The sequence below is a fragment of the Leptospira paudalimensis genome, assembly GCF_026151345.1.
Lineage (GTDB): Bacteria > Spirochaetota > Leptospiria > Leptospirales > Leptospiraceae > Leptospira_A > Leptospira_A paudalimensis.
In genome coordinates this window covers 1,032,650-1,057,935 of the sequence record NZ_JAMQPR010000001.1, presented here as the reverse complement: position 1 = coordinate 1,057,935, position 25,286 = coordinate 1,032,650, and the positions used below count along the sequence as shown (strand labels likewise).

Genomic DNA, 25,286 nt, shown 5'->3' with positions numbered 1-25,286 from the left:
TAGCGATGAATCCGCGAAAAGAACAGTCCTAGGGTTCATTTTCCAGGTCCGTTCGATTCTGTAAAGCCAAAAAACCCAGCCGATTGGCTGGGTTTTCCTGGTCCAAGTAGATTCCCTTGGAGTGAAAAGGGATCTATTTGTTTTGGGAAGAACCGTTACTTCCCCCACAATCACGCACTTTTGCGCCAGTGGAGATTGCTCCCGATTTTTGGAGCATTTGCTCCAACTTCACTTTGTTTTTACAATCCTCTTCATCAAAGTCTAGGTTTGCTCCATCAAAGTGAACTTCAAATGTATCTGCTAGGACACGAAGTTCATCAAAGAAAAGATACACGGTTTCAGGTCCTGTATTGTGTCTGGAACGAATTTTGAACTGTTTGAAGATCAAGTTTCTCGTTGCAGGAAAAGCATTTGCTTCTTGAGGGATTCCTGGAGGAATAATGATATGGAGTGGTCTCCATCCGACAAAGTCAAGGGATCCGAAAGGGAAAATATGGCTATTGCCATTATAATCCTCTAACCAACCTTCCAAGTCGTATTCATTTCCACGGCCAAGAACCCAAACAGAAATTGCTTTTACATTTCCAGGTGCTTCAATTCCATACACCTTTTCCAATTTCTTTTTGTTGTCTGCGTCAATATATGGACGAGCTCTTGTGATTTCGTATTCAGGTGCACGAGGGGGACGAACTGTTACGATGTTGTTTCCAGGAAAGGTAAATTGGAATTTGACTGCCAATACCTTTGCATTCCCAGCATCTACGTTCTTTACGTCACCTGGTTTTCCTGGCACTAATTTCACTTCTCTCATTACGAGTGGGGACTTCACAGAGTCATTGAGTACGGGTGAATACTTATTGTTTTCATCGTACTTCATGTCTCCCGATCCATCTTTGTTCACACCGTCTTTATCGGTGAAAACTTCCCAACCATATGGTGCGGAAGCGACTGGATTGTCCCAAGATTCAATGGTAATCGCTTTTAGTTCTAAAGCTCCAATATCGTTTCCAACAGGTGTTGCCACTCCATTGGATACTTTGTATTGTGCTTGTGCAAAACCGATGAGTGCAACCGAGCTCAGCGCTATTAAAGTTAGGATTTTGGTATTTTTGTGTTTCATTGTTCCCGTCTCCCCGCTTACCAATTGTCCTTAATTTCAGATCCAGGGTATTTTGCTTCGGATCTGTCTGTTCTCACTTGCAAGTCATCTACATAAAAGTAAAAGTCTCCTGCTACTTCGTGAACATCGGATGTCACAAAAAGTGAAACAAAATGAAGGTTTTTATCCAAAAGAGCAAATCTAGAACTTTGTGGGATGAAACCAGGAACAGTAGCTGTCAACTTTCTCCATCCAAAAAAATCCAAACGACCCAAACGGATATTATGTGTTACGTCTTTATAATCTCTGAATTTAGCAAATAAGGTATGTCTGTATTTTCTTCCAAGAACCCATACAGAAATTTGTCTTACTTTTCCTTTGATGATGTATTCATGCGGAGGGTAAAGTTCCACACGATCCAACCCTTTAGCAGCAAAATGAGTTTTGACTCCTAAAATATGGTTTTTTTCGAGTTTGTCACCGCCATCTTCTGGAACAGTTTTTTCATCGAATACATCTTTGATGAGCCCGCGTTGAACGAGTTTCAAAGTTCTTGTTTCTCCGAGTGGAGTGGTTGCTTTAACTCTCCAATCCTCAGCCTCTTCGAAATCATCTAAAACGATTTTTCTAAGAGGGCTATCCTCATCATTTGCAGTGTTAGCTGTATTTTGTCCGCCAGTATCTGCCTGTGCGTACAACATTCCTATTGAAAGGAAGAGGCCTAACAACAGTTTGGTCATTCCTAATTTCCCCATGAAACTCACTCCTAAAAGGCTCCTAACTCCGGGTCTTTCGTATTCTCATTATCGGCTATCCGGCTTTTAAATTGATGCAAGATTTCGATCATTCGATCGATTCCTTCCGCCGGAAGAAAGATCGAGGATTTTTTGCTATTCGACCATTCCGATACTTTCAGGTAAAATCCAGCCTGGTTTTTCTTCAAATCCACCAAGAAAGTCTTATTTTGTGTTACGATCTTCTCGGTTAGGATTTCGGGGTCCACCATGCATTCCTTCTCCCTGCCTACGGTAATAGTATCGGTTTGCGAAACCCATTCCTTAGCTGTAATAGGAAGAAACTGAGGAATGGAAAAGGTTTTTTCGAATGTGCGCAATAAAAAATACTAATTTAGTATCATTTTGTCTCTAAGACAAGGTTTTACGCAAATCGTTTGCGCAGTTCCCTTGCGTACGCCAAATCGTGCGTTAGTTTTCGCAGCCTTCGGATGTAGTAATGGGTCACTTCTTTGTAAAATTTAAGTTCCATTTCCTTATTTTTGGAAAACATATCATGTAAATCAGCGTAACGAAGTTCGTAGAGTTCGGAATTTTCTTTGGCTTCGACTTTGGCAGACCGTTTTTCATCATCAAAAAATGGTAATTCTCCAAAGTGGTCCCCTTCTCCGAGAGTGATGAGGTTCACATCGTCCCCATGGCTTGTAGAGGTAGAGATTTGTAAAGTTCCATACTTCACAATGTACATAGATTCAGCATCTTCGCCCATGTCGTACAACACATTTCTAGGAGGTAGGTGGACTTCCCGAATCTTTTCAGCGATATGTAATAGTTCATCTTGGTTTAACTTTTGGAAGAGATATATTTTTTTGAGACTCTCTACTTTAGTATTCATTCATTCTCCTAGGATCTTTCTGAACATGGGGGAAACTTCCTGTTTTTGCAAGAGAAAATTAAGTAGAAAGACCCATGATTTTTTCTGGACAAATGAAACGGAATAGTACTAATATTTCCAGTTCTCCTCGTCTACTAGGGGGAAACGCTAGGAAGAAAACAGAATCCTAGATCCAGATAAAGGGAAATTTATGACACCTAAAAAGAAGGTATTACTCGTTGAAGACCATGCTGTGACCCGGGTCGGCGTTAAACATGTCGTGAATGCTTCAAATGATTTTGAAGTGGTTGGCGAAGCGGAACATTCGTCGCAAATTGCGGGCCTACTTTCGGAAACAAAACCGGATTTTGTCTTACTCGACCTTCGTATCCCAGGGGAAAATGTTCTCAATATGGTGAAGGATTGGAAAAAAGATTTACCACAATTAAAAGTGGTCACTCTCACCATGCTCGATGAACAACCCATTGTCCACTCGGCCATTGAGGCTGGGGTAGATGGATACCTTTTAAAAAGTGATGATTTGAGTAGCCTTACCAAAAACCTAAATGAAATTGCATCTGGGAAAACGGTTTATTCCAAAAACCTTAAACTTAGTTTCAATCGCAAACCACAAGATGGAAAGGTGGCCAATAAAAAAGAAAAACAAATCCTAACCCTTCTTGGGCATGGAAAAACCTACCAAGAAATTGGGACGGAAATTGGCCTTTCCAAACGAACTGTGGAATACCATGTAGGGCGCCTCAAAGATCGTTTTAACGCAAAAACTGTTGCCGAACTGATTGGTCGTGCCAAAGAACAAATGTTAATCTAAACTTTCAAAGGTCGAGGAGTCGTTTGACAATCTCGACCAATTTGGCATCAGGAGATGTTTTGGTTAAAAAAGCATCTCCTCCTAGTGCAATTACTTCTGCTTCTAATTTAGTACCTGTATTTGGATCTGTATGGGAACTTGACACAAGTAAGGATCTAATTTCCTCCATCTCTGGATTCGAATACAAATCCCTTAAAAAATCGATCCCTGTTTTTTCAGGCATCGAAAAATCCACGATGATAAGGTCGGGTTTGAGTCGTGAGACCGAATACAAAGCATGATCAGGGTATTCTTCTTCCCAAATGATAATTGGCAGGTCTTTTAAAACCTTTCTGATTTGTTTTCTGTAACCTGGATTGTCATCCAAGATGAGGACAATTTTTTCAAAATTAGGAAGTAGGAGTTCGACTGAAGTTCCTTTCTCTTCTTCTGATTGGACCACCAAATGAGCACCATGGCGATCAGCCACCTCCCTACAAAATGCAAGACCAACCCCTGCTCCCATTTCATCGGCAGTCCCTTTGCGAACAAAAAGGAAACCTTCTTCTAACACATGTTCGGTCCAATACTTTGGCATTCCGATCCCAGTGTCTGTGACTTTTAAACTCCAATGTTTATTGGATTCGGTAAGGGAAACTTCTACCGTTCCTGATTCTTTTGTGAATTTCACTGCATTGGTGAGAAGGTTCCAAATCAAATGTTCGATGAGGTTCGGATCTCCTATCCCGATGGAGGAATCATCCATATGGGTGATGACAGTGATGTTTTTGGGTTTTGCCATTTCTTGGACACGTTCTATGAGTTGGTCTGTGATTTGGCGGAAGTCAAACAGTTGGTAATCTGGAAAAACGGCCGCATTTTGGAACCTTGAGTATTTGATGAGTTCTTCCACCATACTCAGAATATTTTTTAGACCAGTAGATGCTTCACCTAGTACCTGTTTTGCTCTTTCGGGAGAAAGGGAAGGTGGTGATTCGGTGAGTAAATTGACAACGGAAGAAATTCCAAATAGAGGAGAGCGAATGTCGTGAGAAACAATGGAGATAAATTTATCCTTTAATTCACCCGTTTTTTCTGCCTTGTCTTTTTCTTTTTTGAGTTCGAGAGTTTTCCATTCCACTTCTTTGCGTAAATTAAGAGTCAGGTATTCTGCTGTCTCCCAAGTATGTGCGTTTTGTTTGGATATCACAATGGCAAGGCACATACAAAAAATGGCAAATCCAAGATCAGTGACAAGAGGGAGGTCCCATCGTTTGAAAAACACGACTGAATCATATATCGTTGCAGTAAGAATCACCAAAGTACCAAACGTGATGTAAACTCCTATATAACGTGATTCTCGAACTAATATTGAACGAATTGCCGCAACCAACGCTAAAATCAATATGATAGTCATGTATACTTGGCTAAACACAAGGAGTTTTGTGTACACTGCGTACGGAGTCGTAAGAATGATTAGGATTTCCAAAAGAATGGGAACCAGTAAATACCGTTTGAATTTGTTGGGTATAAAATGTAATTGGATTTCGTAAAAGAAAAGTAAGCTAAACATTTGGATCCCACAAAATGCCAAATATTCCAGGCGAATTTGTAACATTTCCAAAAAGTCACTTCCAACAAACCAATCCCTGGATACACGCTCAAACAGAAGGATTCGAATCATCCAAGAGAAACAAAGTAGAGAAAACCAAAGTGTGGACTTATTTTTACTTCGATGGATGTATAAAAACAAATGACTTACAAATAGAATCAAAAAGACACCAAAGAAAAAAGATTTTTTCCTTTCTTTGAACCGAAGGTATAAGATTGTTTTACCCACTTCTCCAAGGATGGGAGAATAATAAGGACCACCACGGGAATACAAATAATTCGAGATTTGTAAATACAATACAGTAGAAGGTGTGGCTCGAAAGGATCTACCAGTTTCCAAATAATAACCTATCGATTCCTCTTTCGTTTTTGCAACTTTACCAGCAGAACCTAACAAAACAAGGCCACGTTCCTGGTTGTGATAGTACATTTTGTACGCAGACGAAGCTTCTCGTAAGTATACCATTAGGTTCATTGGCTCTTTTACTTGTAATTTGAGTCGGTATGTGACAACTCCATGAGCGGGAAGGTTTTGGTTCACCCAATAGCCTGGTACCGCTAAAGTTTTTGGAGTTTTTTGGTCGAGTGCTTTAAACTCGGCTTCTGTTTCTGGCATCTCACCTGGAAAGGCATGCCATTCCCCTGCCAAAGGGAACGGATCCAGTGCCTTTACATCTTCTTCACTGAGGTCCAAAACCCCATTTTGAATGGTTTTGGCAGAAGCAAGAGAAGGAATCCCGCGGTTACAATGGACGAAAGGAATTAAAAGAAAAATTACGAAAAGTAGATCAACTCGTTTGGTTGTGAGAATCCGTTCCACATCCAAAGAGTAAAAAGATTTTGGAAAAACTCAAATCATATTAGGATTACTACGAGAAATTTGTGGCAAAGAAGCAGATTCCCCACGGACATCGATCCCATTTTCCCGTTGTAGAAAACATTGACTTCGGTAGGAAACCAGTCGAACTAGTGGATTTTCGAGGGAACGAATGGCCAAACAATCTGATGCATTTACAAAAAAAATCGAGGAAGGATACCCAAGTGATGGATCCTTGTTCCTTGGTTGTGGGAAATATGATGGGGATACCCTCCCTCTGGCCAAAGTACAAATCCCACTTTCGACTTTAAACCGCCATGGTCTGATCGCTGGTGCAACGGGTACTGGGAAAACAAAAACCTTACAACTTCTGACTGAATCACTTTCGGATGTGGGTGTGCCAGTGGTGCTTATGGACATCAAAGGTGACCTTTCTGGTCTCGGAGCTGAAGGAGAAGAAAACGATAAAGTCAAAGAACGTACAAAACTCTTAGGTGTGGATTGGAAACCGAGTGCTTACCCTGTGGAATTTTTATCCATCTCCAAAGAACCAGGAGTGAGACTAAGAGCAACTGTTGCTGAATTTGGTCCCATTTTACTCTCTCGGATTTTAGAACTCAACGAAACACAAAGTAGTGTTGTCTCGTTAGTGTTTAAATACTGTGACGATTTGGGATTACCAATCCTTGACCTCAAAGATTTTAAAAAAGCCCTACAATACATAAACGACGAAGGGAAAGAAGAATTAGAAAAAGAATATGGAACTGTTTCTTCCCAAAGTGTTTCCATCATTTTACGCAAGTTAATGGATTTGGAAAGCCAAGGTGGAGATGATTTTTTTGGTGAACCGTCTTTCGATGTGGAAGACCTATTAAAAACAGAATCAAAAAAAGGAAAAATTTCGATTGTCCGCCTAACTGACATCCAAACAAAACCCCGACTTTTTTCGACGTTTATGTTATCCCTACTCACTGAAATTTATGCAAACTTTCCAGAAGAAGGAGATTTAGAGAAACCGAAACTAGTTTTATTTATTGATGAGGCACATTTAGTTTTTGATGAAGCTTCGAGTGATCTACTAAAACAACTCGAAACCATGGTACGCCTCATCCGTTCCAAAGGAGTTGGGATTATCTTTTGTACACAATCACCAACCGATTTGCCAAAAGAAATTTTAGGGCAACTTGGACTTAAAGTACAACATGCTCTCCGTGCATTCACAGCAAATGACCGCAAGGCGATCAAAACTGCCGCAGAAAATTATCCCGAAACAGACTTTTATGATACCAAAGAAGTGATCACAGAACTTGGAATTGGTGAAGCTTTTATCACAGCTCTTAGTAAAAAAGGATCGCCCACTCCCCTTGTCCATACGCTTCTTTCTCCTCCCAAATCTCGGATGGGGACTTTAACCCCAAAGGAACTCGAAAAATTGATTGGGGAATCCGATTTAGTCAAAAAATACGCAACCTCTCTCGACCGCGAAAGTGCCCACGAGATCCTCACGAAGAAAATGGAAACCATTGCTTCTGAAACAGAAACGGCGGAAGAAGAAACTGGAGCAAAAAAACCTAAGTCCAAACGTGCCCAGGAAAAGGAAGACCCAAGTTTTGTGGAAACCCTTTCTAAAAACCCTCTCGCCAGAGAAGTCGGAAGGACGGTCGCAAAAGAAGTCACAAGGGGTCTTCTCGGAATGCTCGGGGTCACTCCTAAACGGGGATCCAAACGGAAAAAAACAGGGTTATTTGGGTTCTAATCCTTTTTTAGCACTCTTCACTTGAAAGTGCTTGACCTCTTTCTCCTCTAAACATTCTATGGTACTGGAGTTTAGCACTCTTTTTTGAAAGGTGCTAAACTTAGTATTAATAAGTAGATTGCATACAAGGAGTCACTCATGGCATCAATCAAACCTTTAGGCGACCGAGTAGTCGTAGAGCCAAAGAATGAGTCGGAAGAAAAAATCGGATCCATCATCGTACCAGACACTGCCAAAGAAAAACCACAAGAAGGCAAAGTCATCGCTGTGGGACAAGGCCGTTATGAAGACGGTAAACTCGTTCCTTTAGAAGTAAAGGTAGGAGACACAGTTCTTTACGGAAAGTATTCCGGAACAGAAATCAAACAAGGCGGAAAGGAATTACTCATTATCCGTGAAAGCGACATCCTCGGTGTTGTGACAAACTAAATCTAAAAGGAAACAATCATGGCTAAAACAATAGAATTTGATGAATCAGCACGTAGAAAACTTCTTAGCGGAGTGAACAAACTTGCTAACGCAGTAAAGGTGACTCTTGGACCAAAAGGCCGTAACGTAGTCATCGACAAAAAATTTGGATCTCCTACCATCACAAAAGATGGTGTAACGGTTGCGAAAGAAATCGAATTAGAAGATGCAATCGAAAACATGGGCGCTCAAATGGTGAAGGAAGTTTCTACAAAAACTAACGACATCGCAGGTGACGGAACAACAACTGCAACCATCCTTGCACAAGCCATCATCAATGAAGGTTTGAAAAACGTAACTGCGGGCGCAAACCCAATGGCTCTGAAACATGGGATCGACAAAGCAGTTCTTGCTGCTGTTGAAGAAATCAAAAAACACGCAATTAAAATCAATAGCAAAGCAGAATACGCAAATGTTGCAACCATCTCTGCAAACAATGATCCAGAAATCGGTAACCTCATTGCACAAGCATTTGACAAAGTGGGAAAAGAAGGTGTGATCACTGTTGATGAAGCTAAATCAATAGAAACCACTCTTGATATCGTAGAAGGGATGCAATTTGATCGTGGATACGTGTCTCCATACATGGTGACAGATCCAGAAGCAATGATCGCTACTTTTAACGATCCATTCATCTTAATTTACGACAAAAAAATTGCTTCGATGAAAGACCTTCTCCCTGTGCTTGAAAAAATTGCACAAGCAGGAAGACCACTAGTTATCATCGCTGAAGAAGTAGAAGGTGAAGCTCTTGCAACAATCGTTGTCAACACACTTCGTAAAACCATCCAATGTGTGGCTGTAAAAGCTCCAGGGTTTGGTGATAGAAGAAAAGCAATGCTCGAAGACATCGCTATCCTCACTGGTGGACAAGTGATTTCTGAAGACCTCGGAATGAAACTAGAAAACGCTGATGTGAAGATGTTAGGCCGTGCGAAAAAAGTGGTAGTGGACAAAGAAAACACAACCATCATCGAAGGTGCTGGTGCTTCTAAAGACATCCAAGGCCGAGTGAACCAAATCAAAAAACAAATCGAAGACACAACATCTGATTACGATCGTGAAAAACTCCAAGAACGCCTTGCAAAACTTGCAGGTGGTGTTGCTGTGATCCACGTTGGTGCTGCGACTGAAGTAGAAATGAAAGAGAAAAAAGCTCGTGTAGAAGATGCTCTTTCTGCAACTCGCGCTGCTGTGGAAGAAGGAATTGTTCCTGGTGGTGGACTCACACTACTACGCGCACAAGACGCAGTAAAAGGATTAAAACTTTCTGGCGACGAACAAACTGGTGCGAATATCATCTTACGCGCATTAGAAGAGCCTATTCGTATGATCACTTCCAATGCAGGTCTTGAAGGATCTGTGATTGTGGAACAAGCTCGTGCGAAAAAAGGAAACGAAGGATTTAATGCACTTACTATGGTTTGGGAAGACCTCATCAAAGCTGGTGTTGTTGACCCTGCGAAAGTAGTTCGTTCTGCCCTTCAAAATGCAGCTTCGATTGGTGCGATGATCCTCACCACTGAAGTGACCATTACAGACAAACCTGAGCCGAAAGATGCTGCTGGTGCTGGAATGGGCGGCATGGGAGGAATGGGTGGTATGGGAGGAATGGGCGGCATGATGTAAATCATTTTCCCTATTCTCTTCTGAACAATCTGTTCATTTAAAAAGCCTAAGTGGGATTCTGCTTAGGCTTTTTTTGTATAAAATTTAAATCGAAGGAAATCGATTATATTACAATCCTTTGTACTTTCCTTGCATGATTTGTTGGATTTCTTCTGGTTGAGGAAATGACTTTTCCACATCTGAATTTAATGGAGTGGATAAACTTTTCGTTTCTCCCAAGGTAAGATCGGAACAAGGGCTACCTGGCATAGAAGGCATTTTCTTAATGGCACGAACCCAAGAACAAGCCATTTTTTGATAACCAGCGGAACTTGGATGGACACCATCAAATGAATAATCTGATGAAGACGTAAGTGCATCATACATATCAACAATCACAATTTGATTTGGAAAACCAATTATTGTTTTTGTCAATTGGTTCGAAATCCATTGGTTATATTGTTCAACGATTGGATTCAAAACGGAATAATCTTTACAAGAAGTGCATGTGGAAGCCGGTTTCATGTAACGTATGATTTGTGCCACGTAAATCGTTGTAGAGGGATTTTGTGTTATTAGGTTTTGCATAATGTTTATCAAGCCAACTTTTGCCCTGTCAACAGTCATACCTTGAATAAAATCGTTTGTTCCTGCATGTACTAAAGTGATGTCAGCTATACTCGGTAAGGAGGCAATTGGTGCTAGTTGATCTGTTCGAAACCCTGGATAACCATCATGTGACATGGAATTCGTACTCCATTGACTTGCATTTGATCCACCACATTGATAACCAACTGTTCCAAAAACAAACTGATTTGCAGGTTGTAAGGCAATCACTGTCATCCAATTGCGGTATCCACCTCCCCAAAGTTGTACAGCACAGGGAGAACATGAGTTTTGACCATTATTACCGTAGTTCATACAGATACCTGGAATCCCATAACACTGAACAAATCCGTAACCAAAGGTTATCGAATCACCAAACTGACGAATGATTGGATAATTGGTAGAAGATAGTTTAGAGGGTATAGGTTCAGCCAAAAGGTGGGTTTGCCGAGACAAACCAAATAGGATAAACCCGAATAATAAAAATATTGGGAAGAAGCGAAAAAAGCGGTTTTTCATTATTGCTCCATCAAGTACCTGCATACCATTAAAATAATCGCATACAAAGAATTAGTTTTTGGTATTGTTAGATGATAATTTCTCATTCAGCAAGTATAATTTTTCGATAGAAATAGAAAATCATCGTTCAAATCGTATCTCTTTTTCACCATTTAACAAACTATAATTGATTATTGAGGGGATAAAACTTTTTAATTTCGAAATTTTTCAAAATTTAAAATAATATTTTATATCAAAAGAAATATTAGTGGCCGTAGTGAATCGGTCAAAGGATATTTTCACAAAATCCTCGTTCATTGACGAAAGCAAAAACCTATGGTTCAACAAATGTTTATAATGTTTAAAAAAGCACAATTGGAAAAGGAAACAATGATTTGGATGATAGGGATAGTAACCATAAGCAAACAAATATTAAGTTTCTTTAGGACATCAAAATAGTATCCGTATAGGCGAACGTTAAGATCACAATTGAAATCAAAACATGGAATGGCCTCATCAACTGAATGACGTTCCAACGACTAGACCCATTAATCTTCTCAAAAAATACAAACAACTGATGGAAATTGAAAACAAAGTAAGGATAAAAATGAAGATTCGATTTAGATAGGATCGTTCCTTTCTAATTTTTCTTTCTCCAATTTCTTTTTTAGTGCCTTATTGTATTTGTTTTGTTTTTTCTTACGAAGTTTTTGAATAGAGGATTCGGACTTTGAAGGTTCCAATTCTCTCTCCATTTCCAAACAGAGTAAATCTCTCGCTTTATAACGATTGAGTCCTTGGGTGCGGTATACCGAACACTTTACCTGTTTCCTTGTAGGGATATGAAGTAACACAACAGCAGTTGCTACCTTATTGACGTTTTGCCCCCCTTTCCCACTTGCCTTCACAAACTGTTCTTTCAAATCAGATTCGCGAATCCCAAGTGTCTCCATTCGTTTTTTAAGCGAAACATTCTTTTCTGGGGAAACTGGGAAGGTAAGTGCCATGACAGTGTTACTCTTAGGTTGGAAATTGGAATGGTTTTCGGCCGATGCCTTAGAGATTTGTGAAAGATATCAGTTTAAGACAGTATCCTAAGAAATCAACCCTTCCTGTAAAGAAGGGTTTGGAATCTTTCGGCTGAATCGGAACCTAACGACTGTCTTATGTAGCCGTAGATTCTTCGATTTCTAAAATGCGTTTTCTCAGATCAGAAGCCGTTTCATAATTTTCAATTTGGATCGCATTGAATTTTTGGATGTAAAGGCCAACCAGTTCATCCCCTACCTTTCCTGGTACTGATAGTGCTTTTTTGAAATTATCAATATCGAGGGTTGGATGGTTTGTATGGAAGTAGTCCACAATTCGTTCCATCTTGAGCCTTGTTGCTTCCCTCGCAATTCCAGAAGTATTGCGAAATTCGATGGATAAATTGGCTAAGGTTTCCAATGGTTCACTTACTTGTTCCAGTTGGTCACTGAGATTTGTGGTTTGGGTTTTCTTTTCTTTAGCCTTACAGAATTCTACGTACCGCATCACCATGGAATTAAATTGTTCCATACGTTCTTGGATGTATTGGTTCGCCAAATCTTTGTTTTCTGGCATTTGGAAGTCTGGAAGTTGCACCACATCATACAAATGGATATTGTCCGCGAGGATTTTCATGAGTTCCTCTTTGGAGGGAAGTGCCACTGGTGGAAAGGTCACCACTGGGTAGTTGTCCCCTATTTTTAAGAAACTGACCACCACATTGGAGGCTATGATTTTCCCACCTGGTGCAATCGGATTCTCTCCGAATACATGGCAGTATGCGATTAAATTCCCGGTTGGATTTGGTTTGGAACCGCGTTCAAAATTCATAGTGTATCCTTTAGACTAAGAAATGTGCAGGAAGACACAAGTGATTTTTTAATCTTCCCAATTGGCAATTTGTTCTTCTAAATTCTTTGCAATCTTAAAATACGCCTGCTGTAAAGGAGAGTCTTTTGCGTCAAGTAAGGCAGGTTTCCCAGCTTCTCCCGAACTCATGACATCAAGTGTGAGAGGTACCGCACCAAGTTCCGGAACTCCCACTTGTTTGGAAAGTTTTTCCCCTCCCCCTTTGGAAAAGACATCCGTCACATGGCCACATTTAGGACATGCAAATCCAGACATGTTTTCCACAATCCCAAGGATTGGTACTTTTACTTGTTTGAACATTGCAGCAGCGCGGCCTGCATCTAACACTGCCACTTCTTGTGGTGTGGTGACAATGACAGCTCCATCCAGGTCAATGAGTTGGGCAAGGGATAACTGAACATCCCCAGTGCCAGGTGGTAAATCAATAAAGAGGTAATCTAACTCTCCCCAAACTACATCGTATAAGAACTGTTCAATGGCCTTTCCTAGCATTGGTCCACGCCAAACCACTGGTTGGTCTTCTGTGACAAGGAAGGAAAAGGAAATCAATTTGATTCCATGTTTTTCAATTGGGTAAATTTTATCTTCTTCGGATTTTAATGCCACTCGGCCATTGATTCCAAACATCTTTCCAAGGGATGGACCATAGATGTCTGCATCCATAATCCCCACCTTCTTACCGTTACGTGCTAAGGTGCTTGCTAAGTTTGCAGTGACTGTGGATTTCCCCACTCCCCCTTTTCCAGATCCAACAGCGATGACTTTTTTCACACCGAAGATTCTGTTTCCATCTTCCATCTTTAAGTTTTGATCAACTTCAAACTTGATCTTGACTTTACCAGCACCTTCAATTTTGGAAATTAACTGCCTTGTTTGTGCTTCGAGTCCAATTTGCAATCGGCGGTCAGCATTCGGAGTTTTGATGAGGATTTCAATTCCATCATCAGTGGGAGTGACTTTAGCCACCATTCCGAGACTCACAATGTCTTTTTTGAGTTCGGGGTGTTTCACTTGCATGAGTTGTCGTTGGATGGTTGTTAAATCAATTTTATCATTCGCCATGGTATGTCCTTTAGACGACTCCCTCTGTCTCTTCGTAAAGAATGGGATTTGTCTCTGTAAATTTATTATCTGAATAGATGAAACGACGGTAATGAGTTTGTTTTCCCAGTTCGATCAAATGGAATCCACACTCATGTTTGGAATCGGAAAGCCGTGTACTGGATGCTGAGTTCACAATGGTGAAGGGAGTTTCTTTCCCAGGAAGTTTCACCCAATTGGTATGAGTATGCCCATGTAAGTACAATTCGGGAGGATTGGTTTGTAATCCATCCACCACATCCTTTCGGTTGGACATTCGGTGGGAAGCAGATTCCACTTCTGTTTTGGGATTCCAAAGTGGGTGGTGTCCTACAAGTACATATGGTCCTTCAGAGAGTTTCACTGTTTGTTCGACCACTTCTTTAGCCACATATCCGTTTGCTGTGATCCTAGGAATGGCTAAATTGGAATCCCAACCTACAAATAATTTTCCTGCAATCCGTTTGGTGCGTAAATAATGATTGGGGCTAACTGACTCACCCATCCATTCTGCAAATGCCTTCTCAAATAAAGGATTTGGTCCCATGGCTCTTTTTTGGTAACGGTCATGGTTTCCTGGAATCAAGAACGTTTTGTCCGTTAAGATCGGTTTTAAGATGTCTTTTGCGTTTTGGAATTCACTTGGATGTGAAACGTTTGTTAGGTCACCAGAGATAACAAGTGCATCATATTCTAAACTTTTGATGGTGTCCACCATGGCTGCAATTAGAACTACCGGGTGTTTTGACCTTCTCCTCACATGGTAATTGAGGTATCCGACAATGGCTTTCCCACGAAGTGAAAACAATGAGAGTTTTTTCGGGAAATGTAAATCGGAGATATGAAGGATTTTCATTCGTTAATATCCATGATTCCAAGGATATCTCCTTTTTTCACCACCGATCCTTGTTCCATGATGATTTTTTTCAATGTACCAGAATAAGGGGATTCGACAGGAAATGCGGCTTTATCTGTCACAAGTTCGATCACTTCGTCCCCTTCCTTCACAGATTGGCCTTCTTTGCATAACCAACGGACGAGTTCGATTTTTTCAGTGTCACCTAAATCAGGAGTTTTAAGAAGGAATTCTTTCATATACAAACAAACCTGCTCCCTCGGTCGGAAAACTGGTTTACAAAACCTTGTTTTCCCGTTTTTTATACATAAAAGTTTAGCGAACCTCAATGGCAAACGAGAAAATCAAATACAAAGGCACAGAAATCCTTGAAAACTTAGACCACCTCATCCAAAAGGATTATTTCCATTTTGAATTAAAAGGTCTAACCAAATCGACACGTGATATAGTAAACGAAGTGGTCCAAGGAATTTTAAACCGCGTGGGTGCAAACCCTCTCACCTCTTTTCACCTCTTTAGTGGACTCATGGAAGCCCTGCTCAATGCGGTAAAAGCAAATACAAGATTTGTCATTTTCCAAGATGAACTCTTAAACAAATTGAAAGCCCAAGGCCAAACTCCGGAAGAAGAAGCAGAAGAGTTACTTGATATCATTTTAGAAACGGAACCACTCAGAGATGCAATGCAACGTTACATTGTGCCCGATAAAATCAAAAAAGTGGTTCAAAAAATTCTAACCCTTTCAGACAAAAAGAGAACGAAAAAACACAATCTTAACGAAGACGAAAAAGAATTCCTAACAATTGTTAGAGAAAAGGTCAAAAAGTATGATCTAAAGATTTCGATGAAAATTGAAATCCGTCCCAACTCAGTTTACATTCGGATTCGTAACGATTCACCGATTATGGGAATGGATTTAAATAGGATTCGGAAAAGTAGAGAACGTCATGCAGAACTTGCAAAACAAGGGAATAGTGCCGAATTTTTTCGCCCTGACTTTTTAGATGAAAAAGAAAGTGCCGGTTTTGGAATTGCAATGATTGATGAAGGTTTTTACAACTTGGGACTTGATCCTTTAGAGTGTTTTGATATCCAAACGAGTAAAAAAACCACAACTGTCTATTTGAATTACCCACTCGAAGCACTCCAAAAAATGGAGTTTTAATCCCTATCGAATCCATTCCTTGGATACAATTCGAAGAGAACTACCGAAACTCTGGTGGTCTTCTCTTCGAAGATTGTGTATCAGAACCTGGTTATACAATTTCTGATCATTACTTTGGTCCTATTGAAGAAATTCAACTCAAACTCGATCGAAACCAAAACCTAAAAGGACAAATCCATTCTCTATTCGATCGATTGGATTTAGAAAGAAAAAAAGGAAATTACCCTTGTGGGATCCTCAATTATGAACTAGGGTATCACTTCATAGAAGGATTGGATTTAGAATCTTCTCCCTTAAAAGAAGGAACTCCTCTCCTTCATATCACCATCTTCCAAAACAAAAAAAGATCTAAATATAAAAATCCGGATCCGAAGGTTGATACACCAGTATCCATTTCATATCCAAAACCAAAATGGTCTAAGGAAGAATATACAAACCAATGGAATAAAACTTTGGAGTATCTGAAACTTGGGGAAAGTTATGAATTAAATTTGTGTTTTCCCGTCGAACTTCAGATAAACGGTGATTTGTTTTCATTCTACCAAAACCTCAAAGCAAAACAAAAAACAAAATTTTCAGTATTCTATCCTTACGAAGGGAAAAACAAAACCATTGTTTCCCTCTCGCCTGAACTTTTTTTTGAAGTTCTAGGTGAAACGATTACCACCGAACCCATGAAAGGAACCATTGTTAGAGGGAATACAAAAGAAGATGATCAAAAGAATTTTTCGCACCTCCAAACTTCTGAAAAGGAAAGAGCCGAAAATGTAATGATCACAGATTTGTATCGAAATGATCTAGGAAGAATTGCCAAACAAGGGACTGTCGAAGTGGAAGAACTTTTTTCGATCCGAGGGCTCAGTACTGTTTGGCAAATGGTTTCCAAAGTAACGGCAAAATTGGACAAACCATTTTCTTGGAATACAGTCCTCTCTTCCTTGTTCCCATCAGGATCCGTGATTGGTGCTCCCAAACGGAATTCCTATGAACTTTTACGTTCTTTAGAGGTTGGGAACAGAGGAGTTTATACAGGTGTTTTTTTTACATCAGAGGAAACTAACCATGTTCCTTGGATCCGCGCTAGTGTTACAATTCGTACGTTGGAAACAGAATCGAATGGCGAAACTCATAATGCCATTTATGGAATTGGAAGTGGAGTCACAGTATTATCCTCACCCAAAGAAGAATATGAAGAATGCCTTTCTAAACTGAAGGTACTGACAAGTCCATTACCACCCAGTTTCCAAATCTTAGAGACTTTGAAACTCTCCCACGGAAAAATATTTTTAAAGGAACAACATGGGAATCGATTGGAAAGTACAGCAAAACGGTTTGGATTTTCATTTTCCAAAACAAAGTTGGAAGATACTTTCCATAAGATCGAGACAGAAGTAACAGGAAAGGTGAGGATTCGCCTCTTACTGAATGAAGAAGGTAACTTCCATTGGGAATCAACTCCACTTCCGAAACGTTCCATTCGACCTACGATACGATTGGGTTTTGCTAAATTACCCATCAATTCAGATGATGTATTTTTATACCACAAAACAACAAACCGCAGTGTGTACAACCAACTAACAGAAGTATGCAAAGAATTAGGTATTGATGATTGTATCCTTTATGACAAAGATGGAAGAGTATTGGAAACGACAATCCGTAACCTATTTTACAAAGAAAAGGGAAAGTGGTACACACCATCCTTGGAAACAGGCGGCCTTCCTGGAGTCTTTCGAGAAAAACTTCTCCAAAAAAATTGGGTGAAGGTAAAACCCACAACCAAAGATGACTTACTGAAAGCAGAGGCCATCCTCGTGGGGAATTCCGTCCGAGGATTCGAACGGGTAACGCTCGTTACAAAATAAATCGACTTAGGTCTTTGTCCTCTATGATTCCTTTGAGTTTGTTCGACACATATTCTTCATTGATCACCACATGTTTTTTGTCCTCTGGTAAATCGGGGGCTTCAAAACTTGTGTCTTCCAATAACTTTTCCATGATGGTATTCAGCCTTCTTGCCCCAATGTTTTCGTTTTTTTCATTCATTTGGAAGGCAAGTTTAGCAATTTCAGCAATTCCATCTTGAGTGTATTCAATCTTCACACCTTCTGTGGCAAGAAGGGCTTCGTATTGTTTGGTAAGAGAAGACTTAGGAGTGGTGAGAATTTTGATAAAATCTCCCTCTGTCAGTGTTTCCAATTCCACACGAATCGGAAATCTTCCTTGTAATTCAGGAATTAGGTCTGATGGTTTTGTCATGTGGAAGGCACCAGCGGCAATGAACAAAATATGATCCGTTTTAATGGGACCCAGTTTCGTATTCACAGTTGATCCTTCTACAATTGGTAACAAATCACGTTGTACCCCTTCTCTCGAAACATCCGCTCCTTGGCGCCCTTCTCTTCCTGCAATTTTATCAATCTCATCCAGAAAGATAATGCCCATCTCTTCTACTCGGCGCACTGCCTCGGATTGGATTTTATCTGAATCAATGAGTTTTTCAGCTTCCGATTCGAGTAAAATTTTCTGTGCATCCGAAACTTTCACCTTTCGTTTGCCTGATTTTTTTGGCATCAAATCACCAAGTAGGTTTTGGATTTGGTTGTCCATTTCTTCCATATTCCCAGCACCAAATACCTGCAACATGGGCATCCCTGATTGAGGGGATTGTTTCGGAATATCGATTTCGATTTCTTGTTCGTTTAGAATACCTTTCCTTAACTTGTCACGAAACTTTTCTCTGGATTCTTTATAACTTTCAAATCGTTCTTTTTCTTCAGGGTTTAATTCAGATTCTTTTTTATGGAAGATAGGAGGAAGGATCACATCTAAAATAATTTCTTCTGCTTTTTCAGCGGCTTTGTCTTTCACTCGTTCCCGAAATTCCGCTTTCACTAGGTTTAAAGCACCCATCGCCAAATCTCGTATCATAGATTCCACATCCCGACCCACGTATCCCACTTCCGTATATTTTGTGGCTTCCACTTTTAAAAAGGGAGCACCACATAACTTTGACAGACGACGAGCAATCTCTGTTTTTCCAACACCGGTTGGTCCAATCATGATGATGTTTTTGGGATAAATTTCCTCGCGTAAGGATTCTTCTAATTTACGCCTTCTGGAACGATTGCGAAGGGCCACTGCCACAGCTCGTTTTGCTTTTGTTTGGCCAATGATGTGTTCATCCAAACGTTCTACAATTTGGCGTGGGGTGAGATCCTCTGTTTTGTTTGGATCGTTTGCCACTTCTGCTACAATGGTTTTGAGTGTCATATTATAATTCCTCGATCACTAAATTGTGGTTTGTATAAATACAGATGTCAGCAGTAATCTTCATGGCTCTTGTGATGATTTCTTTTGGATCTAAGTCTGTGTTCTCTACAAGGGCTCTTGCTGCACTGAGGGCAAAATTACCACCAGATCCAATCGCAAGTACACCATCATCTGGTGAGATCACATCCCCTGTTCCTGAAATGAGAAAGGATTCATTGGCATCACAAACAATGAGGAGTGCCTCAAGTCTACGTAACATGCGGTCCATCCTCCATTCTCGTGCAAGTTCCACTGCAGCACGAGAAACAGATCCACCATGTTCAATTAATTTTTTTTCAAAGAGTTCAAAGAGTGTGAAGGCATCGGCAGCACTTCCAGCAAATCCAGCGATCACCTTACCATTGTAAAGGCGACGTACCTTTTTTGCTGTATGTTTCATGACGGTATTTCCCATCGAAACTTGGCCATCACCTCCGACTGCAATTTTTCCATTTTTACGAACAGAGAGGATGGTGGTTGCGTGAATTGTTTCCATACGGATAAAATTCCAAATGGGAAACCGTTGTCGAGAAAAATGGAGGTTACTTTCTTTTGATGAGGACCATCTGGTTTCCAACCTCAAAGGATTGGTCTAAAAAATAATAATCGGTAAGTTCGCGGATCATAAATAACCCAATGCCATGTTCTCTATAATCACTCACGTCGAAACTGCGTAAATCTTTGGGTTCTACTTTTTTTCCATAATCGCGGAGTTTGATTTCCACTCTGTCTTTATCAAATTGGATTTCGATAAAGATGGGTTTGTCTGTGCGACTGGAATAGGCGTGACGAATGATATTGGTGATGGCTTCCCCAATGACCAATTTTAAGTCCATGGAATCAAATAGGGAAAATCCATGTTCTAAACATAAATTGAAAAAATAATTACGAGTATGGGAAACAAAACGAGGATTGGAGGGAATTTGGATACGGACTACTTTTCCGTAGTCCGCATGTTTCGTGGGGTTCGACATTATCCTCTCGGATGGAATTTCTTATGAACTTCCTTCAGAGTTTTATTTGCCATATGTGTATAGATCTGTGTGGTAGAAATATCGATATGACCAAGTAACTCTTGCACTGACTTAAGGTCTGCGTGGTTTTCGAGTAGATGTGTTGCAAACGAGTGGCGCAGAGTGTGTGGAGTGACTTTTTTCTTAATTTTCGTTCGTTTGATGTAGTGGTTGAGAAGTCTCCATACCGACTTACGATTGATATACGAACCTTTTTTAGAAACAAATACAAAGTCACAGGTTCTTTTTTTCAAAATTTCAGTGCGACTTTCTGTGAGGTAACGTTTGAGGATTTCCAAAGACTTTTCACCAAAAGGAACGAGGCGTTGTCTTCCCCCTTTTCCTTCGACAGTGATGGTCATATTTTCCATATCAATATCAGACATTTTTAAATTACATGCTTCTGAAATCCGAAGACCAGAAGAGTAAAGTAATTCAAAGATACATTTGTCACGAAGTTCGTACAAATTGTCCTCTTTGATATTCTTAAACAGTTCCTCAATTTCCGCTTGTGTGAGGTAATCGGGGATGGTTCTTGCAACTTCAGGGGTTTCAATTTTTTCCGTTGGATTCGAATCGAGACGTTTTTCATCTCGTAAGTATTTGTAAAACTGACGGATTGCCACAACTTCTCTTGCGAGCGTTTTTGCAGAGATTTTACGTTCTCTTTCTTCTTCGAGAAAACGCATGATGTCGTTTGCTTTTACTTCTAAAAAGTTGATATGTTCTTTTTCCAAAAAGATGGCGAACTTGTTGAGATCGTATCCGTAGGAATAAATCGAATTATCGCTCAGTCCTTTTTCTACGGACAGGTATTCTTGGAATGTTTGTAAAAGCTGATTTTGAGAAACTGGCAATTTGGAACCCATCTTTACTCTCTTATGTTACTTAAAGAGTCGGACAAAAAGCTTAAAGAGACTTATTATTTTTTTTGCCACAAATGCCTATGTCAGGAAAAAAGGAGATGTGTCTTATCGAATCACTCCCTTTTTTTTACTCATCCTTTCTTTCCTGTTAGTCGTTAATTGCGGCCGAAAAGAACGAACTCTTTTCGAAGAAGGAAAAAAATGGGAATTGGTAGGAGAAAAAACAAAAGCCCTATATTATTACGAGCTTTCGCTCCGGGAAAATCCTGAGTATGATCCTGTCCTCAAACGAATGGGACTTCTCCTTGCTGACAGTGTGGAATCCATTGCCACAGCCATCTTTTATTTGGAAAAATACCACAAACAAAAAAAAGACGACACAGAAGTACAAAGAGAACTCTTCCGCCTCTATCTTACCACAGGGTATGAAAAAGAAGCACTGGAAATTTTAGAGGAAATTCGGTTCCAAGGAAAAAAAGAAACCTTGGAATTTTTTGAAGCTACCTATCTCTGTCTTACGAGAGGGGTCAAACAAAAGGACTACCTCCAGAGTTTAGAAAATAGCCCACTTTCGGGTGACCCGTACTATGCACCTTGGGTGCGGGCGTGTGAAACAAAATAGGCACAAATCGTTTAGACCGAGTCTAAAGAATAACGAACTAGATACAGATTAGGAGAGAATATGAACCACAAAGTTGTCATCATTGGATCAGGACCTGCAGGACACACAGCAGCCATTTACGCGGCGAGAGCCAATTTAAACCCAGTGATGTATGAAGGATTTATGGCAGGTGGTGTTGCCGCAGGTGGACAACTCACAACCACAACAGAAGTGGAAAATTTCCCTGGTTTTCCAGAAGGGATCGATGGAACCAAACTCACCCAACTTTTCCGCGAACAATCGGCAAAATATGGAACCACCATCCACACCCAAACCATCACCAAAGTCGATTTTTCCAAACGCCCTTTTACCATTTGGTCTGATGACGAAGAAATCAAAGCAGAATCCATTATCATTGCGACAGGTGCAACCGCCAAACGTATGTTTGTAAAAGGGGAAGATGTTTTTTGGCAACGTGGGATTTCCGCTTGTGCCGTTTGTGACGGAGCCCTTCCGATTTACCGAAACAAAGCTCTTGCGGTTGTTGGTGGTGGGGACTCCGCAGTGGAAGAAGCAAATCACCTAACCAAATTTGCCTCCAAAGTGTATCTTGTGGTTAGACGTGACCAACTCCGTGCATCCCAAATCATGCAAAAACGTGCCATGGAACACCCAAAAATTGAAATCCTTTGGAACCAAACGGTTGTAGAAGCAAAAGGTGGTGCTGGTGGTCTTACTTCTATCGTACTCGAAAGTACAAAAGATAAATCCCAAAAAGACTTAGAAGTGGGTGGACTCTTTTATGCCATCGGACACGTTCCCAATACTGAAATTTTCAAAGGCCAATTGAATTTAGATGAAACAGGCTATATCATCACAAAACCAGGAACCACACAAACAAATGTAGAGGGGGTGTTTGCTGCAGGTGATGTTCAGGACAAAGTGTACAGACAAGCAATTACCGCTGCAGGTAGTGGTTGTATGGCCGCACTTGAAGCAGAACGCTGGTTAGAAGGTCATTAGACTTTAACCGTTTAGTCCCTTTGGAAGAGAAAACGATTTGGTAATCAAACGCCAAATCGGTTTTTTTGTATATTTCTCCAAACATAAAGACAATTCCGTAAAGAATCACTCAATCGCATTTAAATTTATTCAAAAATTCTTTTCTTGCCAAAGCATTTGGCACATTACGATCATACTTAAAATGTTACTGAATATTCACAAATTATCGCTACGTAAAATATTTGCGTTATTTTTGATTTTGTTTCCTATCTTCGTGTTAAATGTGACTTGCAAATCTCATATTACAAAACCAAGTAATGAAAAATTTTTCGACGAAAATCTACATTTATTTGAAAAACTTACTGATGAAGAAATCAAAAGCATTACCAATAACGTAACAATTAGAACTTTTGATCCCAATTTTCATGGGAATCAAATCGAATTTAATGATTCAAATGGCAAAACCTATCTATGGTATCCTAATAATAAAAAACTAGTTATAGGAAACTATAAAATTAAAAACAACAGTGTACTTTGTTTTATGTATTTTGGAAATGTAAAAAATGAGGCAACAGGAGAAGTTGGAGGAGTTTGGAATTGTACACCTTTAGTATCATATTACATTCGAATTGTGGAAAAAACGAATTCTAATGTATTTCAAATGAATGAGAGTTTAAAAATACCTTTTGTTTTAAATCGATTTCCGGAAGAATCAATCTCCGATTTATTGGAAAAATATAAGTTAACCAAAGAAAATTGATTCGTTTTGAATCTGGAATCAATTAAGGTTTGGAATCATTTATTTTGTTTTTTTTACGCAAAACGAATTGGATCAGTCTGGATACAACACCGTTTCTCGATTTGGGAACACCACCGAATCTCCGCTTGGAGCCACATATTGTTTTTTTCCATTTTCCCATTCCACAATCGTGTAATTGGATCCACGGAATACTATTTGGTTTCCAGGAAATACATTCGCTTCCCATCCATCTCCAAACCAACGGTAATTCCCTTTTTTCCATAAGAAAAAATAAGTTCCCTTGGGTCCTAAAAAATCCCCTTCCCGTTTCCCAGTATAATCTTCCACATTTGCAGTGAAGATTTTGTATAGGTTAGGAAGTTCATCATATGATTTGATATCTTTTGCGGATTCTTTGAGAGTAAAACCTTTCTCTAAAAAGGATAAATATTCATTAGGAAATTGTGGGTTCATGACTGTATACCCAGAAAGTGAAAGTGATTTTGTATCTTTTAAAATCTGAAGTTTGTCTGATTCAAATCGTTTTGTACTCTCTTTCAAAATAGAATCCGCACTTACACCAGTTATCTTTTGTAAGGCGAGAGTGGATTCAAGCCCCAAACAAGTTTCTTTTTGGTAGGAAGTGATCGCTTCTTTTCCATACACATCATGGATGTGTTTCACTAAAATGGCGCCAAAAAGATAAGGAATGTTGTCTTTGTATTTGGCATCTAACAAAGATTTAAAGGATTTGGGAGCCTTATTTTCTCGGATTAATTTTTCTGTTTCCGCATAAACCCAAACACGTTTACGGTCACTCATTCGAGATTCAGTATAAGTTGCCAATCCTTCTTCAAACCAAGGGTCAAGGATTTCTTGGGAAGGTTGGATTCCAGTTTCCGCAATGGTTTTTAAACAAGATACTTGTTCAATGTTTCTAGTCAGTTTTTGGAGAACCATACTAAAATTAACCCGACGCAGTGAGTCGGCATCAAAATTTGCATTGCCCGATCGTTCAGGCATTTGTTCGCCACAACATAAAACAATGGCATCCCTACCCCCAAGTCCCATTTCTGTTTGGTTGGCACCAGGGAGATCAAATCCTACATACTCTTTTGCCGTTTGGTAGTCATCAAAGAGTAAAACAGGAATTTTCCCACGATTTTCAAAACCAAATTCATTTTTTAAAAAAGCAAAAAGAGATTTGGTTTTGACTTCTTCACCAAACACACGTAAATACTCGTTCCACTTGTCAGAACCATAAAAAACAAGATTTCCTACCTCTAACTTTGGTTTGCCGAATTTGGAATCATTGACAAGGAGGTAGTTTTGAAACTCGAGTGGTTTTTGGTAAATGGAATCATATTCTATTCGGTGGGAAATCCAATACTTTGTGATTTTGGTATTGTCTGGGTAATTCCATACCAATGTCGGCGAACATCCATTACATGATGTAGGTGCAGGTGCGAAAACAAATCCAGTCCCAGTTGGAAAATCTAATTTAAAAATCCCTGTAGGCCATTCTGTAAACACACTGCCATCAGCACGTTTCCATTGGTAATGGTTTTTGGCCCATTGGTAGACTTCTCCCCCATCTGGTCCCGAATAATACCCAGGGGCTGCGTCCAAAAAACCCAACTTCAGATCTTCCAGTTTTGGTTCTTGGAGTTTTTCCGATTGGAAAAAACTCGTTGGTGCGGTTTCTCCAAAATCAAAATACAATACATCTGCCCCACTCCCACGTTTTAAAGGAACAGGTTTTCTCTCAGCATCAGAATAAAGGAAAGAACCTAAGAGGAAAGAAATAAGAAAAACAAGATTACGTTTCATAGGGACAAATCTCAATTGCCCCAATTTTGGTCTAAAATGAGACC

At 39.9% G+C, this 25,286-nt stretch carries 25 protein-coding genes; 9 read left to right on the top strand and 16 right to left on the bottom strand.

The features are described from left to right. Positions 1 to 133: 133 nt before the first annotated feature. The 4 genes from flaA1 to ND855_RS04800 form a co-directional block, all read right to left on the bottom strand. Positions 134 to 1,120, bottom strand: coding sequence for a flagellar filament outer layer protein FlaA1 (gene flaA1, locus ND855_RS04815; protein WP_265357417.1), 987 nt, complete (start codon positions 1,118 to 1,120; stop codon positions 134 to 136). Positions 1,121 to 1,137: 17 nt separating this feature from the next. Continuing rightward, a complete protein-coding gene (gene flaA2 / locus ND855_RS04810; protein ID WP_100744622.1) occupies positions 1,138 to 1,854 on the bottom strand; it encodes a flagellar filament outer layer protein FlaA2 in 717 nt (238 codons plus the stop codon). 11 nt (positions 1,855 to 1,865) lie between these two features. Then, positions 1,866 to 2,102 (bottom strand): PurA ssDNA and RNA-binding domain protein, encoded by a 237-nt coding sequence (locus ND855_RS04805; RefSeq protein ID WP_015678642.1) that lies wholly within the window; start codon positions 2,100 to 2,102, stop codon positions 1,866 to 1,868. Between the two features lie 155 nt (positions 2,103 to 2,257). After that, positions 2,258 to 2,728 carry a cyclic nucleotide-binding domain-containing protein gene (locus ND855_RS04800; RefSeq protein WP_100744621.1) on the bottom strand — a complete coding sequence of 157 codons (471 nt, stop codon included), beginning with the start codon at positions 2,726 to 2,728 and terminating at the stop codon, positions 2,258 to 2,260. Positions 2,729 to 2,918: 190 nt separating this feature from the next. On the opposite strand from ND855_RS04800, the gene ND855_RS04795 reads away from it, so the two are divergent. Beyond that, positions 2,919 to 3,539, top strand: a complete 621-nt coding sequence (locus ND855_RS04795; RefSeq protein ID WP_265357416.1) for a response regulator transcription factor — start codon at positions 2,919 to 2,921, stop codon at positions 3,537 to 3,539. A 4-nt stretch (positions 3,540 to 3,543) separates the two neighbouring features. Here the strand turns inward: ND855_RS04795 and ND855_RS04790 are convergent, their stop codons facing one another. Next, entirely contained in the window at positions 3,544 to 5,940 is a 2,397-nt protein-coding gene (locus ND855_RS04790) for a hybrid sensor histidine kinase/response regulator (RefSeq protein WP_407658735.1), read from the bottom strand. 178 nt (positions 5,941 to 6,118) lie between these two features. Between ND855_RS04790 and ND855_RS04785 the strand changes: the two genes are divergently transcribed. From ND855_RS04785 to groL, 3 genes are all read left to right on the top strand, one after another. Next, positions 6,119 to 7,702: a helicase HerA-like domain-containing protein gene (locus tag ND855_RS04785; RefSeq protein ID WP_265357414.1), complete on the top strand. Its 1,584-nt coding sequence runs from the start codon at positions 6,119 to 6,121 to the stop codon at positions 7,700 to 7,702. Positions 7,703 to 7,840: 138 nt separating this feature from the next. Next, entirely contained in the window at positions 7,841 to 8,131 is a 291-nt protein-coding gene (gene groES / locus ND855_RS04780; protein WP_015678658.1) for a co-chaperone GroES, read from the top strand. 18 nt (positions 8,132 to 8,149) lie between these two features. Then, positions 8,150 to 9,799 carry a chaperonin GroEL gene (gene groL, locus ND855_RS04775; RefSeq protein WP_265357413.1) on the top strand — a complete coding sequence of 550 codons (1,650 nt, stop codon included), beginning with the start codon at positions 8,150 to 8,152 and terminating at the stop codon, positions 9,797 to 9,799. Positions 9,800 to 9,907: 108 nt separating this feature from the next. Here the strand turns inward: groL and ND855_RS04770 are convergent, their stop codons facing one another. From ND855_RS04770 to ND855_RS04745, 6 genes are all read right to left on the bottom strand, one after another. Then, entirely contained in the window at positions 9,908 to 10,903 is a 996-nt protein-coding gene (locus tag ND855_RS04770) for a GDSL-type esterase/lipase family protein (RefSeq protein WP_265357412.1), read from the bottom strand. A gap of 599 nt (positions 10,904 to 11,502) precedes the next feature. Further along, positions 11,503 to 11,889, bottom strand: coding sequence for a peptide chain release factor family protein (locus ND855_RS04765; RefSeq protein ID WP_265357411.1), 387 nt, complete (start codon positions 11,887 to 11,889; stop codon positions 11,503 to 11,505). A 157-nt stretch (positions 11,890 to 12,046) separates the two neighbouring features. Next, positions 12,047 to 12,742 carry a hypothetical protein gene (locus ND855_RS04760; protein ID WP_100727476.1) on the bottom strand — a complete coding sequence of 232 codons (696 nt, stop codon included), beginning with the start codon at positions 12,740 to 12,742 and terminating at the stop codon, positions 12,047 to 12,049. Between the two features lie 48 nt (positions 12,743 to 12,790). Next, entirely contained in the window at positions 12,791 to 13,843 is a 1,053-nt protein-coding gene (locus ND855_RS04755) for an Mrp/NBP35 family ATP-binding protein (RefSeq protein WP_265357410.1), read from the bottom strand. A gap of 10 nt (positions 13,844 to 13,853) precedes the next feature. Continuing rightward, positions 13,854 to 14,717, bottom strand: coding sequence for a metallophosphoesterase family protein (locus ND855_RS04750; RefSeq protein ID WP_265357409.1), 864 nt, complete (start codon positions 14,715 to 14,717; stop codon positions 13,854 to 13,856). Next, on the bottom strand, positions 14,714 to 14,956 hold the full coding sequence (locus ND855_RS04745) for a biotin/lipoyl-containing protein (protein WP_100727473.1): 243 nt from the start codon (positions 14,954 to 14,956) through the stop codon (positions 14,714 to 14,716). The genes ND855_RS04750 and ND855_RS04745 overlap by 4 nt, the downstream gene beginning before the upstream one ends. Positions 14,957 to 15,045: 89 nt before the next feature. Here ND855_RS04745 and ND855_RS04740 point away from each other — a divergent pair, with 89 nt between their 5' ends. Both ND855_RS04740 and ND855_RS04735 read left to right on the top strand, forming a co-directional pair. Continuing rightward, positions 15,046 to 15,882: a hypothetical protein gene (locus ND855_RS04740; RefSeq protein ID WP_265357408.1), complete on the top strand. Its 837-nt coding sequence runs from the start codon at positions 15,046 to 15,048 to the stop codon at positions 15,880 to 15,882. 194 nt (positions 15,883 to 16,076) lie between these two features. Beyond that, positions 16,077 to 17,744: a chorismate-binding protein gene (locus ND855_RS04735; RefSeq protein ID WP_322113522.1), complete on the top strand. Its 1,668-nt coding sequence runs from the start codon at positions 16,077 to 16,079 to the stop codon at positions 17,742 to 17,744. Here ND855_RS04735 and hslU read toward each other — a convergent pair. Genes hslU through xerD form a run of 4 tightly spaced genes read right to left on the bottom strand, consistent with a single transcriptional unit; the run spans position 17,734 to position 21,073 of the window. Continuing rightward, positions 17,734 to 19,152, bottom strand: coding sequence for an ATP-dependent protease ATPase subunit HslU (gene hslU / locus ND855_RS04730; RefSeq protein ID WP_265357407.1), 1,419 nt, complete (start codon positions 19,150 to 19,152; stop codon positions 17,734 to 17,736). The two genes, ND855_RS04735 and hslU, sit on opposite strands and share 11 nt — an antisense overlap. A 1-nt stretch (position 19,153) precedes the next feature. After that, a complete protein-coding gene (gene hslV, locus ND855_RS04725) occupies positions 19,154 to 19,687 on the bottom strand; it encodes an ATP-dependent protease subunit HslV (protein WP_100727469.1) in 534 nt (177 codons plus the stop codon). 46 nt (positions 19,688 to 19,733) lie between these two features. Continuing rightward, positions 19,734 to 20,165 (bottom strand): ATP-binding protein, encoded by a 432-nt coding sequence (locus ND855_RS04720; protein ID WP_265357406.1) that lies wholly within the window; start codon positions 20,163 to 20,165, stop codon positions 19,734 to 19,736. Next, positions 20,165 to 21,073 (bottom strand): site-specific tyrosine recombinase XerD, encoded by a 909-nt coding sequence (xerD, locus tag ND855_RS04715; RefSeq protein ID WP_100727467.1) that lies wholly within the window; start codon positions 21,071 to 21,073, stop codon positions 20,165 to 20,167. The genes ND855_RS04720 and xerD overlap by 1 nt, the downstream gene beginning before the upstream one ends. 97 nt (positions 21,074 to 21,170) lie before the next feature. Between xerD and ND855_RS04710 the strand changes: the two genes are divergently transcribed. The 3 genes from ND855_RS04710 (at position 21,171) to ND855_RS04700 (ending at position 23,433) form a co-directional block, all read left to right on the top strand. Continuing rightward, the gene (locus tag ND855_RS04710; RefSeq protein WP_265357405.1) at positions 21,171 to 21,692 is read left to right on the top strand and encodes a tetratricopeptide repeat protein; all 522 of its coding nucleotides are present in this window, start codon (positions 21,171 to 21,173) and stop codon (positions 21,690 to 21,692) included. A gap of 60 nt (positions 21,693 to 21,752) precedes the next feature. Further along, complete coding sequence (trxB, locus tag ND855_RS04705; RefSeq protein WP_108958807.1) at positions 21,753 to 22,694, top strand: thioredoxin-disulfide reductase; 942 nt, start codon at positions 21,753 to 21,755, stop codon at positions 22,692 to 22,694. Between the two features lie 181 nt (positions 22,695 to 22,875). After that, positions 22,876 to 23,433, top strand: a complete 558-nt coding sequence (locus ND855_RS04700) for a hypothetical protein (RefSeq protein WP_265357404.1) — start codon at positions 22,876 to 22,878, stop codon at positions 23,431 to 23,433. A 72-nt stretch (positions 23,434 to 23,505) separates the two neighbouring features. On the opposite strand, the gene ND855_RS04695 is transcribed toward ND855_RS04700, so the two are convergent. Beyond that, on the bottom strand, positions 23,506 to 25,242 hold the full coding sequence (locus tag ND855_RS04695) for a peptidase MA family protein (protein WP_265357403.1): 1,737 nt from the start codon (positions 25,240 to 25,242) through the stop codon (positions 23,506 to 23,508). Positions 25,243 to 25,286 lie beyond the last annotated feature (44 nt).